Genomic DNA, 15,147 nt, shown 5'->3' with positions numbered 1-15,147 from the left:
CTCTTCTTCATGATGTCGATGTGTCTAGAAGACACAAAAAGAGCCAAATCTATGGTGATTTGACTCTGGGGACATTTTTGCAGAATAGCAAATACAACGATGAGTGAAAAATTTCACTTCGAATAACAATGCAATCTCTGCAATCCCTGTCCTTTTACCTGAGAGTTTGAACGTATGTATCACGTCTTGCCCCTTCGGTGCCCCGCTCGAGCGGAGTCTCTCCAGAGTTCTGTCCATATACGGTCCTGCTAACGTCCAATCTTGCAGATTGGTGCGAGCGCCTGAGAGTTTTGCCCCTTCGGCCAGACCATCGTCTGTCTCCCGTATACTTCATCCAGATTATGAAGTTGTATGTCATTTATTATAGAAAGGGATTCGTCATTCGGCAACGGAAATGATTTACAAATGGGGGAGTGAACAAAAGATAGAGCGTATACCTTTCGGGTTACTACCTCTAATTCTTTGACATCTACTTGTAAGGGCTCGATTTATCGAACCCTCACTTATAAGTTATTTGATACATTACTTTTCAAAAAGATACTACCTTCTTAAATTGAATCCATCAATTAGATCGCTAACTTCGTCTAACGTTTTATACTGTTCCTTTAAACTCTTACCATTAATATTATTTACAAAATCCAGTGTATCTACAACTTGTGAAACTTGTGAAATATACGTTTTAAACTCCTGTTCTACATCCTTGTCTGATTTATCAGTTATTCGGTTATTTAACGATTGAACAATGATACTTGAAACCGTAGGGGAATTGAGGATACTTATATTCTTAGGAATATTTAAGTAATTAGTAGCAGAATAATATTCTGAGGTTAGATAAAAGTTATGATTGGTGTTCGCATATGCTCCGACTAACGAATTAACATAATCTACTTTGTCATCTTGATGGCGGATTGCTGTTTCTAAATTAAGTAGCAATTCATTTTGTTGCAATGAATATTGACGGATCGCTCCTTTTTTCATATCCGTATTTTCTTGATACAATAAATATAAGCACACAATAAAAATAATATTTAAACCAATTGAAATTATAATCATGAATTTCTTTTTACCAATGGACATAGCGAATACCTCCTAAATAAAGATTGTCATAAAAATAAAATTATTAATGAAGTATATGCCTGTTAGCTTATGAAGGAAAAGATGTTCGTCGAAGAGTGGTGTTAGTTTCATATAAAGAAAACAAGTAAGAATTAGTTTTAGCTGATGGATATATTCCCACCCATATTTGGTTATTTATTTCTATAATACCATAATGTATTGTGTGTCCTATTCTACATAATTCCGTTGTCATATTTACCTTCTAATCATCTCCTCATGTCACAACCCCTCATGCAAAATACTGGTGAAACCAACTTCCCATTCCCTGCGTACTCAATCTATAGAAACAACCGGTTCGCGAAAGGAGCACACAGGCGCATGATTAAACAATGGATCGCCTCCAAACCATTCAAACTCTCCACCCTTCTGACCACAGCCGTCTTTATCACTGTAAGTGTTCTAATCATCTCCTTCGCTCTATCCTACTTCTCTCAATCCGTTTTCTATCTAAACGATGAGAAATACAAGAAAACCTATGAACAACCAAACTTGATCACTTACCAATCTAGAAACGCACCTTCGATTGAGGTGATCCCTAGTAATGATGTCCAAGTTGTACGCATTAATAATGAGGACTATACAATTACCAGGAAGGAAGATATCAATGGCCCCATATTTCATGTGAATTATCCCAATGATGAGAAGTACACAGTAGTAGACCATTCGGGTACGATGCTTAGTTATGATGAGAACGGTGAGATGGTATCTTTCATCACTATTAATGCCTATGCCGGCAATGGAACAAAACTCCTGAACAATGCTGGTGAAGAAGAAGAAATATCATTCTATCCTGGTTCATTAGTGGAAGCAGCTTATCCAGCGTACCAAGGGAAGCAAGGAACTCAGCCCTTGTACTGGATTGCCGTATTTCTACTGGTATTAGGTTGGTGTTGGTATCGATATGAGAAAGTCCAAAACTTCTTATTTTATATCAATCCCCGCTATTCATGGCAAGATGATGAACCGAATGGTTTTCATTATTTTATCTGTAAGTTTCTCGGCATTTTAATGATGGTAGGCGCACTGCCTGTATTTCTGGAATCATTGTAATATGCAAAAACACGAAGAAACCCTGATCCTTTCATAAAGGACAGGGTTTCTCTACATAATGAGCGACCTTTCACGGTTGCTATGGCTTCTTTTTAATAGACAATCCAAGAAATGATGATAAACTGCACAGCCCCGATAATCTCCATAATACCTACCTTCATCGGGCGCATTGTTTTTCCGGAGAATAGGAATGTACGAATAAGTGGGAATATAAAGGGCAAAATCATCCAAGGTTGACCTAATAGAATAGGGACGATCAGAATAACGATGTGATAGATCTGACTGACTCTCTTCCAAGTTGGATTTTTCTTCTCCCGAAATACCGTCTTCACAAAGAACGCAGTTCCCATGAAATACACCAAATTGTAGAGAACAATCGTCAGCATTTCAAAATTCCATCCTCCGTCACCATACAGATAAGAAGCAGCCCCGCCCAGTGAGAAGATCAGAATAGCGCAAAAATCATTCAAAATCGCTCTTTCAGATTTATGTTTTACATGCCATATGTTTAGGCTCAATAGTATGATGAATGGAATTCCGAAATAGAACAATAGCGGTTTGACGATCAACGGATAGATGACTGCAGCTAAACCTATGACTCCATAAATTGCAAAGAACTTCAGCAAATGATTGCGCTGCTTCTTTCTTTTTAATGCTTGCAATAAAGGATAGGAAGCCAGATATAAAAATAACCATGCTATAAATAATAGGATATGACTCCAGCGCGGTGTTCCCGCTAGCACTCCGAATAGAAACGGTACGCTAACCATAGCCCATCCCCCATGTTCATGAGGAAGTACGATTTTCTTGTTGTTCATTACCTTATAAATCCTCCACTCCAACCAACAACCTGAAAGTTGTTGATAATCTTTCTCAATTAATTATATCATCCAAAATCACTCACTTCGCACCAAGAATTGTGAACAAAGTTTAAATTTCAGTTATAGTTTGAACATTAATTTTTTCTAGGCATCGTGTTATTATTGCTGTGTTACGCTTCATTCTCATCAGTTACTACATACACTAATTCATGTTGTTGCAACACCTCTTGGCCACCAGCATTCATAGAGTAATCCGTTACGACGGACATTAAACGCTGGGCTTCATCCGTAAGTCCCATGCTGTTCATGGCATCAACAACTACTCTATTCAATTCAGCTTCCTGTGGCAGCACGTGATTCTGTTGAATATCTCTGAACACAACAAGTCGGGAGGCGAATGGTTCACTGTCCAAGAATTCCTGTAGGCGTAGCATGTTAAAATCTTTGTTTTTGTCGATATTAAACGATATATGCTTCTCCCCTTCTAATAATGGATGAACAATCCCTAAACCATCCTGTGTTGAGATTGTAACCCTCTCTTGCCGTTTATTACGGACATCCTGAATATAATGATAAGGATTGTCTATTTCAGGCATGTAAATGTTATCGCTTATCCAAGTCAATATGTTCTCTTTTACTAACTTATCGTTTTCTGAAGGAGGATATAACGAATTTTCACTTTCCTCATCCCATTGTTGCCTTGTCATTATATAATCTTTCTCAGACTCGAACTCATTATAAAATAATGCTGAATCTGAACCATTCACCCTAAGGAACTCCGCTAGATTGTTAGCAACAATGCGAGTGGGTCGGTCAAAATCCATAGGAGAAACACACACAATTGGAGCGGTCTCAAGATTATCTACTGAACCATAATCCGTCAAGAATCCGTAATGAATTCCATCGCAACCCGTGTTTCCGAACACGACAACATCACTAGGTGTATTGAAATAGCGAAAATTATCTAGCGAGAGATAAAAATTCATCCCCAGATAGAAATGTCTTTGATCATCCAGTTCCTCCTGTAAAAGCATTACTCTTTGAAGTGTTGGTGGTATATCATATTTGCCAAAGTTTACATTCATTTCTGATTCCCTTTCTTATAAAATCCTCAATTTCTATTCATAATAAAATTCCTGATTCAATATATATCGTTGAGTTTTCTTTTATTTCATCTAAAATATTTATACTTACATTACTGTCGGTATCCTCATTACTTACGAAGAACTTTGTTATTTCATTGTTATCTGTCGCAACTGCTATTACGGTATCATACATAAGCCATTCTATAAGGTATGCATATCTTCCATTGAATTAGCTAATATAATATAAATTAAGATCGATACGGGTAATGTAACTAGGAAAATCAATCTAATACTAAACGCAGATATACCTACAAACTCCGCAATACCACCACATACTCCTAAGATAGATTTATGTTTTTGACTTTTTTTCATGGTTCTCATAATGCACCTCCTGTTTCAATAAAAAAGAGTATTCCCGTCTGAAGCGCGAAACTTCATAGTTTAAACGACATATTTTTCTATTATGTTACCATAAATACAAAAAAGACCAAGTGCGCAAACACTTGATCTCTACTTCAACATCAATGGTTCATTTAAAACATCTAGCCTGGAACGATCAGTATTCTAACTTATATACGACTTCCCCATCGATTACTCGACCATCTGCAATAAATCCGATTTGTTCATATAATTGCTGTGCCCAGATGTTTTCAGGTTCAAAACTTATGTAAATGACCCGATGTTGTCTATCTTCCTTTATTTTCTCAATTACTAACTCCATGGCAGCTTTCCCATAACCTTTTGACTGATACTTAGCATCTATCATTAATCGGTAAATCCAATATTCCTGATCCTCATGATCCATGCAATACATTGTAAATCCGACCAGTTCATCATCATGATAAATAGCTAAGCATTCACATTCTGGAAATGCCTTCGCTTGTGCGAGTGAGAACATATTTGTTGCCACAAATTTAGTCTGTTCATCCGCAACTTTCAACTTTATGACATCAAAAAAATTATGTCGATCTATTTCTTTTAATACGACCATAGATACTCCCCCGCCTTTATCTTTTTGCCATTCTAGTATGATTAGACAATATTCAGAGTTTATGATTCCAAATTATTGTTAATCCAATATCTTTGAATTGCGACTCCGTCAACGATATCCTCGGAATCTAGTCTTCCATTATTTCTTAAGATAGTCCTCGCTGATCCAACATTATCTTTATCGCATGTTACTAAGACACTTCTAATTTCAAGTGATCTAGCTTTTTCTAATGCCAGGCCTAATAATTGAGAAGCATATCCTTTCTTTCGCTCACTAGGTCTTATACCGTAACCAATATGCCCACCCATTTTAAGTAGTTGTTCGTTTAGTTCATGCCTTATATTGGTTGCACCAAGTACTCTTCCTTCATTATTCACCAATAAAAAAGTCGAACTATTTACTTTGTTCTCTCCTCGATCTTTATTCGTTTTTAATTTATGTATCTCTTCTAGAAACGAATCAAAATTACTACAATCGAATCTCAATATAAATGGAATCATTTTCTCACCCGTGTTACTCCATTCATTAATCATGTCTAGATACTCATACCGATATTCTAAAGAAGGTTCAACTAGCTTGAATTGATCCATAAATGATCTCCCCCGAAGTTTGATAACTCTTATCTTAGGCCTACTTTTGATCCTTGTATTTATGCATTTTTCTAATTGTACCATCATGGAAAATCTCGATTACATATTTACTTGGTTTATATAGCCATAAATTCGGTGCTACACTAGTGAGATCATCCAGATGTTTAAACGCATTCTTTATGGTTGTTTGTATAACTGGATCCTCACTTTACGTTCAAAGAACTTAAGAACCTACCATACAGATATCCCCGTCCTAAAGTCATTCTCATCGGTTATGTAATTTAGATTTAGATATCCTTGCTTTTTTTCCGTTTTGGTATACTCTTTCTAACACCTCAATGTCTTTGCAATAAAGGGTAATATAAGAACTATCTACAACTAACAAAGCCAGTACACAGGTGCTTTTTAGAAACTCTTCGTAAGTCTTAATCTCACTTGTCTTACAGTTCCTTGGAAAAGCTTTTATATCTTGAAATATCAAATAATAATCATTATTCTCGATAATATCCTTTAGTGTCTGACCTTCCATATCATTTACTAACCCTGGAAAAAGATCTTCTAATTCCCCATCTACTAAAATATACGACTCTTCGCCGCCAAGCCACCAGTTATGTTCTTCTACATTAAAAGGTTTCAATATTTGCCCGAGAAATCTACCTTATTCATTAGGAATTTCGAAACTAATTCCTCTGATCATTAAATACTCACCTTTTTCTTTCTTTGTAAGGATTTCTGGTAAGCTTTTTACGTTGCACAAGCACAATAGGATGTATGCTTAATCCCCAGCCCAAAATCCATACTCATACTTAGTGAAATCCAACTTATGATTTATTTTTGATTGAAAGAAATCCTTATGATCTTTTGTTATTTCAAAATATCCGAAAACAGGATGCTCATCTGATAAACTAAATATATTTCGATATTCTTCTAATGGCACATTTTTAATTACTTCTTCACCAATAACGATTGGTACTTCTGCACCTATTTCACTCCATTGAATCAACCTTGTTGTGTCTGTTTCCTCAAAGAAATAGGGAGAAGTACACTCCTCCACAAATAATCCCCTTTTCGTTGCAAACTCAATTGCTTTACAAGAATGATGGCTACTTCCGATGTACATATAATAATCCCAACCAAAATGTACAAAGAAGTTATCCTTGGAATAAAGCTGAAATCCGATATAATTTCTTAAATTCATCTTACAAAGGGTACGAATTTCATCTATGTTAATAATCATGTCTTCTTTTATTTTGATCTCACTAAATTCTGGCTCGTATAATTCAGACTCTTCATCTTCTTGTGACATTGAACTATTTGACACTACTTGAATAACTCGTAGAGTATCCTGTCTTATTTCCTTTAAGAACTCTATTATTGCCTCTACATATGCGTTTTCCACGTAAAGATATTTCTCGAATGTAAATAAATCACCATTTATTATTTTTCCGATTTCGGATGGGCAAGTCCATTCATCTAATAAATAATGTCCATGCTCATTTCTGAAATCTGGATTATATTTTGTGATCCTCCATTGATGTTTCATTTTACCTCCTTAATACAACTACCTATCTCTACATACATTTATGGTTTATATTAGAAATAGCCATTGTTATTATTTACAGTTTTTTCTTGTTAACGGAGGTGGTAAATCTATGTTTAAAAGAAGAAGAACTAGAAACATCACAGGTATTATTGTGGCCATAATTTACTGTATTGTCCTATTCGAGATATTAATTGACGCCCCGCCTGGCGAAGCTCCAAATAATCCGCCTTGGGTGTATCCAATGATTCCAATTGGAGCTATTGCAATTACCTCTCTCTTTGATTACGTAATTAAGTTCGATTTTTTCAAGAGAAAGAAAAAGTGATCACATTACAGATGCCTTCAATTACTAAGAACCTCTTTCATAAATTGGTTCGGGAATTTATTCAGTTTTACTAAAGGAGTATCGTTTAAAAATTTATTGAATTCAATATTGTTCATTTCATCAACAGGAAGTTTATCTTTAATTGAAAACTCCGTCGTAATAACCATATCAACCATTGTTCCCATTACGCTTCTATCATAAGTTTTAATGAATTTCATACTTGCTGCATTACTAATGTAGTTATTAATTAAGGTTTCAGAAATCCCTTCTGCCTCTAAATTTTCTATAAGTGCACTGGTAAAAATCTGGTTAAAGTTTTTATAGTGTGCTTTTTTAATTCCAAACAAAATAAAACAATACCGAGTCTTATTATTCATAAAAATAATATTATTCTTTCTAGCGAGACGAAATATATTGGCATGCCATTTATAAAATTCATCGCTTAATTCTGTGTCTTGTTCTTGCTTAAAAGAACTAGCCTCAAATAGCTTCTTGGTGCATGAAATCGTTATCATATGTTACCCTCTCCACAGTGTATTTCGTCTAACATTATCGTAGAAATAGATATTCCTGATTTGGTTACACGCGTTTCATTAACTTATCATAACAAAACCTAAACATCCTCGTTTAAATATTAGTGAAACCAGTTCCCTACGCCCCTCGTATTCAACCTAAATCAATGATCCACTTCATGAAAGGAGCGCCCTTAAACATGATCCAACGCTCACACGCCTCCAAATCGTTCAAGTTCTCCACCATTTTGACCATAGCAATCTTGGGAATCATCGGCGTCCTCCTCTTCTCCTTCGCAAGCTCTTACTTCTCTCAATCTGTTTTTTATGCAGACGGTGAAAAGTACAAGAAAGCTAGCGAACAAAACGGTATGATCACTTACGAATCTAGAAGAGGTCCTATAATCAACATAGTTCCTAGAGACGATACACGAGTTGTCGTTATTAATGAAGAAGAATACTTAATCAGCACGATCAACAATACGGAAGGCACAGTATTTCATATTACATATACGAACGGGAACTGGTACAGGGTTGAGGGGCAACCCCATCGAATGACCACCTATGACGCGGATGGCCACTACGTGACTCAGGGAACCGTTTATATGGGTAATAAGAGGATTTTGAGCGATGGAGAAGAATTGTACCATCCCAGTTCATTAGTTCAAGCAGCTTACCCTGAATACCATGAGAAGCAGGGAACTCCTGCATTCTATTGGTTAGCGATACTACTTTTCATCTATGGCTGGTGCGGATTTCGATACGAGAAGTTTCAGTACTTGTTATTTATCCTTTCACTGAAATGGATATGAACGAATGACCATGAGCCTAGCGACTTCTATTACTTTATGTGCAAACTAGGCGGTATTATGGCGATGATTGGATCTATTCCGCTTTTGATCAAATCATTATAAACTCCACTTTTTACACGGAACAACCAATATACCAAATAGACACTAACCCACAAGTCAGTGTCTTTCCCTTCGTTATTTCTTTAACTATGACAAATATCTTTCCTTTAGTACATTCAGGTGATGGAGCTCATGCCCAGCAATTATATAAGCCACTGCACTAGCTGATATTTTATTATCGTTCGCAATTCCAGTTCGCTCCCATGCTTCCTCAGCAAGCCCTCTCACTAAGCTCAGGGTTGAACTCCTCACGGTCCTATATTCTACAAGCAGACTATCCATAGAGCGTTTCTCATAATATGCATGGTCCACATAGAAATTTTCTTCAAACCCAGCAAGTGGTGTCTGGTCTCCTCTAGCGATACGCAGCAATCGATAACTCATGATCCGTTCTGTATCAATCATATGTCCTAATACTTCTTTAATACTCCACTTCCCAGGAGCATAGCGGTAATCCACCTGTGTGTCCGTAAGCGATGAGATCAGATTATTAGTAAACTGTTGCTGTTCGAGAAGAATCTCATGCAAATTGCCATCCGGTACTAATCCCACATACGTTTGATAATATGCCGGATAATCCGTTTGTGATGGTCGTTTCATCATCTCATATCCTTCCGTATAATCCACTTTAGATGGACATTTATTGTAGTTAAAACTAACACATACTCGCCAACAAAGTCTACAGAATATCTTCTCACTAAGTAAGGAATTGACCTGGGAATAAACATTAATTATACTACTCCTATGTAAAATATAGGGAAGTGAACCAGATGAATGAAATAAAAATCGACACGGTTACACTTGATAGTGCCGTGAAAATGATTAAACTGACGTATTCCCTTGAACTATGGGAGCAATTAATAGATTTATCCAATAAACTATACATAAGAGCCAACCATATCTATAAGAATAGATTCATGAAACCGATTAGAGTACTAGCTGAAAGACCGCTTGTTTACTATTATGGCTATAGTCTATTGATGAAAGGTCACGGGTATAAAGAACTCGGAAGATATGATAAAGCTCTACAGTGCATTGATCGTTATTCCAATTTGTACTGGTTTGAAGAAGATTTTAACGAAGATGACATAAGAGAAGTTCAATATTTTCAGTATATTTCCGAACCAAATCGATTCGAAATTCACCTCCTGTCAGGTGACTTTAATTCGTTAGATGCCTATGTAGATTATCTCGCTCGTAACCGCAATGAACTTTTACCTGGATTGATTTCTATTCTAAAAGCAGCTAACAACCATAATTACAATATCGATTCGATTATTAATCGTTTCTCTCACGATATCGTTTTCTCTGTGGGACACGCCTCTCAAGATGTTATTAATACGGCTTACTACCAATCCTTCTTACAACAAATTATAGATTACAAAATAAATCATTTCGAACATCACTCAGCCATCGATTATACATTTCAATTATTGTTCTACGCTCATAAAGCAGCAAACGATGGATTATATAAGCATGCTATCGTGTGCTTCGAATCGTTGCGAGAATACGCTACACCTATACAACTCACTGTATTTAAAGAACATATCACAAGCATCATGGGTAAAGTATTAATATGATTCGGTTTAGCATTTTGTACATAACAGGAGATTGAACATGGCTAGAATTTATGACTGTGAGAATAAAGAAACGTACATTGAATTTGAATTCATTTATCACATTCCAGGTGAATTAGAAGGAAGTAGATTTTACCTTCGATATTTCAAAGATGCTGTTCTGAGCAGAGAAGTCTCTGTTGGGTGGACAAATAGAGTTATGAATATGTTCCTTAACTTATTATCTAACTTCCCAAATCAAGAATTTGAAGGTTACTTCTCACATTACGAAAAACATCTAGAGTTAAAATGGATTCATGAAGCGGCGATAAATCAATATCTTTTAATCTGGATCGATTTAGGGACCTTCTTTACCTTAAAATCTAACCCATCTGATCTTAAACAATTTGCTTACGAGTTAAAGTATTGCCTAAATACCGCTCCTACAATATAAAATAAAAAAGCAGGTGTCCTCACAAAACGCGAGGACACCTGCTTATCTACAACTTAATTAAAGAACTCCCCTTGGTCGACTGAGCCTAAGATATGAGCTGCTGAACGCATAGGATGGTTAACCGCTATATCGGTGACAATCCGATCTATATGATCATAGACTTCACGCGGCGCTTTTATAGACTCAAGCACTTTGATAGGCGTATCTACATCAGCAACATTCAAATGAATCGAACCACAGCCGAACATTCGCTGCCAGAATGGTAACTTGATACTCTTATCAAGCACCTTATAAAAATCCAACTCATCCTCCGCTAAATTAAGGAAGCCTTTTCTTGTGACCAGTCTTTTCTCATATACAAAATATTTAGTGAATGAAAGCGGTAAGCCGAAGATGGTACACTTTCTTCCTGACCATATTAAAGCCCCTCTAGTGGTAGAACCTTGATTTGACACTATTTTGCCCTCCATTAAAAAACGAGTGAATAACATATTTTAATACGTACATGATTGTATCATGTTTCAGTTTCTAACAAATTACATGATTTATCCAGAACATTTTGTGCCGTTCCTCTTCTACTTACCTCCTTGTAACAAGTTCTCCACTTTTTTGATCTGTTTGCTGTTCGAAATATTCTTCACAGAGTTGTAAGTAAATTGAAATGAATATATACAATAAACATACATAATAGTTAAATGTTGTTGCATTTAATGCAGACAATGAAAGGATTCTAAGGAAGTTAAACTACATTTTGAAAGGTGGCTTGGAATGAGAAAAAAATTCATTAACAAACTAGTGGTTATGGTGATGAGTGCACTACTAGTAACACTCCCATTAATGCCTCTCAGCTCTTACGCAGCAACAAATGTTAGTGTGAATTGGAATGATGTGAAACAAGAAATTGACGGCTTCGGGGTCTCTCAAGCAGGATGGTCTGATGCCATTTATGATCTTCAGGAACCAGCCCGCAGTGAGATCATGGATTTATTGTTTCGTGACGATATAGGAATTGGAATCTCCATCTTCAGAGGCGCTTTGTTCCCGCAGTTTAACCCTGCACCTGGTCAATTCGATTTCAATGCAAGGCCGGATCAAGTCTGGGTGATGCAGCAAGCAAAAGCCAGAGGCGTTGATAAATTAGTTGCAAGTACTTGGAGTCCTCCAGCTTGGATGAAAACGAACAACTCCACAACGAATGGTGGATACTTAAAACAAGCTAATTATGACGATTATGCGTTACTGATGGCGAAATTCATTAAAGAATACAAACTGCAATTCGATCTTGATCTCTATGCTGTCTCTATTGCCAACGAACCTAACTCCATGACTTTCCTTACGTGGGACTCCAGTGAGTGGAACTCAACCAATTTCCAAGTGTTCTTAAAGAATCACTTGAAACAAGCGATGATTAATGAAGGGGTCCAATCTGCAAAAGTGATTGCTGGTGAATCATCTTGGTGGTCCGAAGATCTGATCAAGGATTCATTAAATGATCCCGCTTCTGCAGAAAGAATTGATATTGTCGGAGGACACAATTACCCGATACCTATCATCAACACAGAGATGCCTACAACCCCATTCTCGACTGCCATCTCCAAAGGCAAAAAAGTGTGGATGACAGAGGTCTCCAAGGTTGACTCTTACGATCCAGGTATGGGATCAGGCCTCAAATTTGCGAAACAAACGCATAATTTTATGACGAAAGCCAACGTCAATGCGTGGATGTATTGGACAGGTGCGATTCCTGGTAATAATGATGAAGGTCTTATCAATGTCGATAAAGCCTCAAGTACTTATGCGTTGACCAAACGTTTCTATACTTTCGGTAACTTCAGCAAGTTCATTAAACCGGGTTACGTGCGGATCGGGGCACCAGATACTCCGAAGTTCGGCGTATATACCTCAGCCTATAAAGATCCAGCTACCGGAAAATTTACGATCGTTGCCATTAATGATAATAATTCAAATGCAGAGCTCGACTTCTCACCAAACGGCTTTACCTCAGGACATCTAACCCCATTCACGACCAACGATAGTTCCGCCTTAACTCAAGGATCAGCGATTCCTTTAGTAAACGGAAAGTTTCAAGTCGTTATCCCACCAAAAAGCGTCGTCACTTTTGTTGGTGAGAATGGCTCTCTGTAATAGTCACATCCATTCCATGATTTCTTATACATCTACTGAATCAATCTAATAACGAAAAAGCCCTTGGAATAAATCCCAAGGGCTTTCTTCAAGCTTAACGCTCCTACGAATGAGCAACCGCAGCTCAATTTAATATAAATGAAACTCCTGCTTCATAAGAGAAAACTCCCGGCTTTCTTCACGAAACTGCTCTAGCAGCTTTGGTACATCTACCTGATCATTACGATACATATGATCCCCACCAAGCAGATCAATAAATGGCCGCGAACCTTCTTTTAGCGGAGGCAAAAACGAAAATTTGACATAGTTACTCTTAATTGTATACATTAAAGTCACACTGGTATCCAGCGGTCTAAGCGCTCTCTGGTCTGTGATATGAAGCTGCACACCGTGACATAACTCTCCCTGAAACTTGGAGAATGTAGGCTTGAAATAGACTGGACGAAACACTACCCCCGGCAACCGATGATCGTTCATCTCATCTGCTAACTTCTCAGCCTCGATAAAAGGCGCCCCAATCATCTCGAACGGTGCCGTCGTCCCTCTTCCTTCGGAAATATTCGTCCCTTCGAATAGACAGGTTCCAGGATAGAGAAGTGCAGATTCAAACCGTGGTAATCCCATGGAGGGCATAATCCAGGGCCGGCCTGTGTCCGTAAACAACATCCCCCGTTCCCAGCCCTCACATGTTACGATATGCAGTTCCCCATTCCAATTCATCTGTTCATTCGCCATTCGTGCAATCTCACCCGCTGTTAACCCATATCGTACAGTGAGCGGATAGTTACCAACAAATGATTGATAGCCATCCTTCAATACGTTCCCTTCCACTGTAATTCCATCCAGCGGATTGATCCGGTCTAGTACAACTATTTCCTTGCCCGCTCTCGCACAATCTTCAAGAGCATAGAGCATCGTATAAATAAATGTATAATACCGTGCGCCCACATCCTGTATATCATAAACAACCATGTCTACTTCATCCAGCATTTCAGAAGTAAGGCGCTTAGAATCTTTACGATACAGGCTATGAACCGGTACACCTGTAATCGGATCCATGTATGTATCAACCATAGCCCCTGCAGCCAGATCCCCGCGCACACCATGTTCGGGCGAGAACAGCGCCACTAGATTATAATTCTCATGTAAAATTTGAATCGTAGATTCAAATTTATGATTCAGGCCTGTCGGTGAAGTGATAAGTCCAATTCGCTTTCCTTGAAATAAATGCGCGTAGTCTAAAATTCGATCAATTCCATTACGGATCATCGTTACCTCCATAAATGTATGTCATCTAGAAAAAGACCGTAACAAGATTCTTATTACAGTCATTGATCGTGTTTAAAGCTCACCTTTCAAGACACGTTTACTTTCTTCTGGAATCATGAATGTTTCCGCATATTCTTTTCTCGCTTCAATACCTCGTACTCTAGCCAGATGCTTATAGTACTCTAGATATGGGAATGACTTACTGACCGTGACGAACCAATGCTGAGACACAGCCGTTACCCACAGATCGAATGCTTCCTTCGAGAAATCCACATACACATAAGGCCTATAATCAACCGCATCCTCCCAATTCTCCGCATAATAAAGACGAGAGGCGAAGAACGCGGGAAGCTCACGCTCGAATGAAGGCAGGCCGGCATAGAACCTGGCATCGTTCACGATCCGATGTGTTGTCATATGGTCTTTGTGCATACTGTTCTTCCAGTGCGTAATGATGACATTCGGGCGCACTCTGCGAATCACATCACAAACGGCCCAGCGGTTATCTTCATCGTCTTTCAGTTCCCCATCAGGTGTGTCGAATACGATGGCTTCTCCGCCTAACATTTCTGCAAAAGCTTTCGCTTCCCGCACCTTTTGTTCCCGGTATTCTGCCATATCCTGTCCAGCAGGAACGCCGCGTTCCCCAGCGGTTAGGGCTAATGTAACGATATGATCCCCTTTTAAGGAGTGATGTGCAAGGACCCCGCCCGCTGTCAATTCAGCATCGCCAACATGTCCACCAATCGCAAGTACAGTTATTTTCTGTTCACTCATCA

Annotated in this window: 20 protein-coding genes and 1 riboswitch; of the genes, 6 read left to right on the top strand and 14 right to left on the bottom strand. The window is 37.9% G+C overall.

The features are described from left to right. Positions 1-136: 136 nt before the first annotated feature. A riboswitch (glycine riboswitch) is annotated at positions 137-235 on the bottom strand. 305 nt (positions 236-540) lie between these two features. Then, a complete protein-coding gene (locus ACK8P5_RS10925; RefSeq protein WP_422660960.1) occupies positions 541-1,077 on the bottom strand; it encodes a hypothetical protein in 537 nt (178 codons plus the stop codon). A 357-nt stretch (positions 1,078-1,434) separates the two neighbouring features. Between ACK8P5_RS10925 and ACK8P5_RS10920 the strand changes: the two genes are divergently transcribed. Beyond that, positions 1,435-2,166: a hypothetical protein gene (locus tag ACK8P5_RS10920; protein ID WP_422660959.1), complete on the top strand. Its 732-nt coding sequence runs from the start codon at positions 1,435-1,437 to the stop codon at positions 2,164-2,166. Positions 2,167-2,258: 92 nt separating this feature from the next. Here the strand turns inward: ACK8P5_RS10920 and ACK8P5_RS10915 are convergent, their stop codons facing one another. From ACK8P5_RS10915 to ACK8P5_RS10880, 8 genes are all read right to left on the bottom strand, one after another. Next, positions 2,259-2,984 (bottom strand): YwiC-like family protein, encoded by a 726-nt coding sequence (locus ACK8P5_RS10915; protein WP_422660958.1) that lies wholly within the window; start codon positions 2,982-2,984, stop codon positions 2,259-2,261. 173 nt (positions 2,985-3,157) lie between these two features. Then, positions 3,158-4,072 carry a hypothetical protein gene (locus tag ACK8P5_RS10910; protein WP_422660957.1) on the bottom strand — a complete coding sequence of 305 codons (915 nt, stop codon included), beginning with the start codon at positions 4,070-4,072 and terminating at the stop codon, positions 3,158-3,160. 201 nt (positions 4,073-4,273) lie between these two features. Next, on the bottom strand, positions 4,274-4,453 hold the full coding sequence (locus ACK8P5_RS10905) for a PspC domain-containing protein (protein WP_422660956.1): 180 nt from the start codon (positions 4,451-4,453) through the stop codon (positions 4,274-4,276). 175 nt (positions 4,454-4,628) lie between these two features. Next, positions 4,629-5,012 (bottom strand): GNAT family N-acetyltransferase, encoded by a 384-nt coding sequence (locus ACK8P5_RS10900; RefSeq protein WP_422660955.1) that lies wholly within the window; start codon positions 5,010-5,012, stop codon positions 4,629-4,631. 110 nt (positions 5,013-5,122) lie between these two features. Then, a complete protein-coding gene (locus ACK8P5_RS10895) occupies positions 5,123-5,653 on the bottom strand; it encodes a GNAT family N-acetyltransferase (RefSeq protein ID WP_422660954.1) in 531 nt (176 codons plus the stop codon). Positions 5,654-5,693: 40 nt separating this feature from the next. Continuing rightward, the gene (locus ACK8P5_RS10890) at positions 5,694-5,846 is read right to left on the bottom strand and encodes a hypothetical protein (RefSeq protein WP_422661440.1); all 153 of its coding nucleotides are present in this window, start codon (positions 5,844-5,846) and stop codon (positions 5,694-5,696) included. Between the two features lie 72 nt (positions 5,847-5,918). Then, entirely contained in the window at positions 5,919-6,290 is a 372-nt protein-coding gene (locus ACK8P5_RS10885) for a DUF2691 family protein (protein WP_422660953.1), read from the bottom strand. 138 nt (positions 6,291-6,428) lie between these two features. Then, entirely contained in the window at positions 6,429-7,196 is a 768-nt protein-coding gene (locus tag ACK8P5_RS10880) for a DUF7683 domain-containing protein (protein WP_422660952.1), read from the bottom strand. 109 nt (positions 7,197-7,305) lie between these two features. Between ACK8P5_RS10880 and ACK8P5_RS10875 the strand changes: the two genes are divergently transcribed. Next, on the top strand, positions 7,306-7,521 hold the full coding sequence (locus tag ACK8P5_RS10875) for a hypothetical protein (RefSeq protein WP_422660951.1): 216 nt from the start codon (positions 7,306-7,308) through the stop codon (positions 7,519-7,521). Between the two features lie 17 nt (positions 7,522-7,538). Here the strand turns inward: ACK8P5_RS10875 and ACK8P5_RS10870 are convergent, their stop codons facing one another. Then, on the bottom strand, positions 7,539-8,036 hold the full coding sequence (locus tag ACK8P5_RS10870; RefSeq protein ID WP_422660950.1) for a DUF6933 domain-containing protein: 498 nt from the start codon (positions 8,034-8,036) through the stop codon (positions 7,539-7,541). Positions 8,037-8,233: 197 nt separating this feature from the next. Between ACK8P5_RS10870 and ACK8P5_RS10865 the strand changes: the two genes are divergently transcribed. Further along, positions 8,234-8,845 carry a hypothetical protein gene (locus ACK8P5_RS10865; RefSeq protein ID WP_422660949.1) on the top strand — a complete coding sequence of 204 codons (612 nt, stop codon included), beginning with the start codon at positions 8,234-8,236 and terminating at the stop codon, positions 8,843-8,845. Positions 8,846-9,031: 186 nt separating this feature from the next. On the opposite strand, the gene ACK8P5_RS10860 is transcribed toward ACK8P5_RS10865, so the two are convergent. Further along, positions 9,032-9,547 (bottom strand): DinB family protein, encoded by a 516-nt coding sequence (locus ACK8P5_RS10860; protein ID WP_422660948.1) that lies wholly within the window; start codon positions 9,545-9,547, stop codon positions 9,032-9,034. Positions 9,548-9,714: 167 nt separating this feature from the next. On the opposite strand from ACK8P5_RS10860, the gene ACK8P5_RS10855 reads away from it, so the two are divergent. Continuing rightward, positions 9,715-10,524 carry a hypothetical protein gene (locus ACK8P5_RS10855; RefSeq protein ID WP_422660947.1) on the top strand — a complete coding sequence of 270 codons (810 nt, stop codon included), beginning with the start codon at positions 9,715-9,717 and terminating at the stop codon, positions 10,522-10,524. Between the two features lie 37 nt (positions 10,525-10,561). Continuing rightward, complete coding sequence (locus ACK8P5_RS10850; RefSeq protein WP_422660946.1) at positions 10,562-10,954, top strand: hypothetical protein; 393 nt, start codon at positions 10,562-10,564, stop codon at positions 10,952-10,954. Positions 10,955-11,007: 53 nt separating this feature from the next. Here ACK8P5_RS10850 and ACK8P5_RS10845 read toward each other — a convergent pair whose 3' ends face one another. Next, entirely contained in the window at positions 11,008-11,409 is a 402-nt protein-coding gene (locus ACK8P5_RS10845) for a PH domain-containing protein (RefSeq protein WP_422660945.1), read from the bottom strand. Positions 11,410-11,722: 313 nt separating this feature from the next. Here ACK8P5_RS10845 and ACK8P5_RS10840 point away from each other — a divergent pair, with 313 nt between their 5' ends. Further along, complete coding sequence (locus ACK8P5_RS10840) at positions 11,723-13,099, top strand: glycoside hydrolase family 30 protein (RefSeq protein WP_422660944.1); 1,377 nt, start codon at positions 11,723-11,725, stop codon at positions 13,097-13,099. A 129-nt stretch (positions 13,100-13,228) separates the two neighbouring features. Here the strand turns inward: ACK8P5_RS10840 and ACK8P5_RS10835 are convergent, their stop codons facing one another. Both ACK8P5_RS10835 and ACK8P5_RS10830 read right to left on the bottom strand, forming a co-directional pair. Further along, entirely contained in the window at positions 13,229-14,368 is a 1,140-nt protein-coding gene (locus ACK8P5_RS10835) for an exo-beta-N-acetylmuramidase NamZ family protein (protein ID WP_422660943.1), read from the bottom strand. 72 nt (positions 14,369-14,440) lie between these two features. Beyond that, on the bottom strand, positions 14,441-15,145 hold the full coding sequence (locus ACK8P5_RS10830) for a PIG-L deacetylase family protein (protein ID WP_422660942.1): 705 nt from the start codon (positions 15,143-15,145) through the stop codon (positions 14,441-14,443). Positions 15,146-15,147 lie beyond the last annotated feature (2 nt).

The organism is Paenibacillus sp. EC2-1 (assembly GCF_049311625.1).
Lineage (GTDB): Bacteria > Bacillota > Bacilli > Paenibacillales > Paenibacillaceae > Paenibacillus_AQ.
The sequence above is the reverse complement of the archived record's forward strand: the minus strand, read 5'-3'. Positions and strand labels throughout refer to the sequence as shown.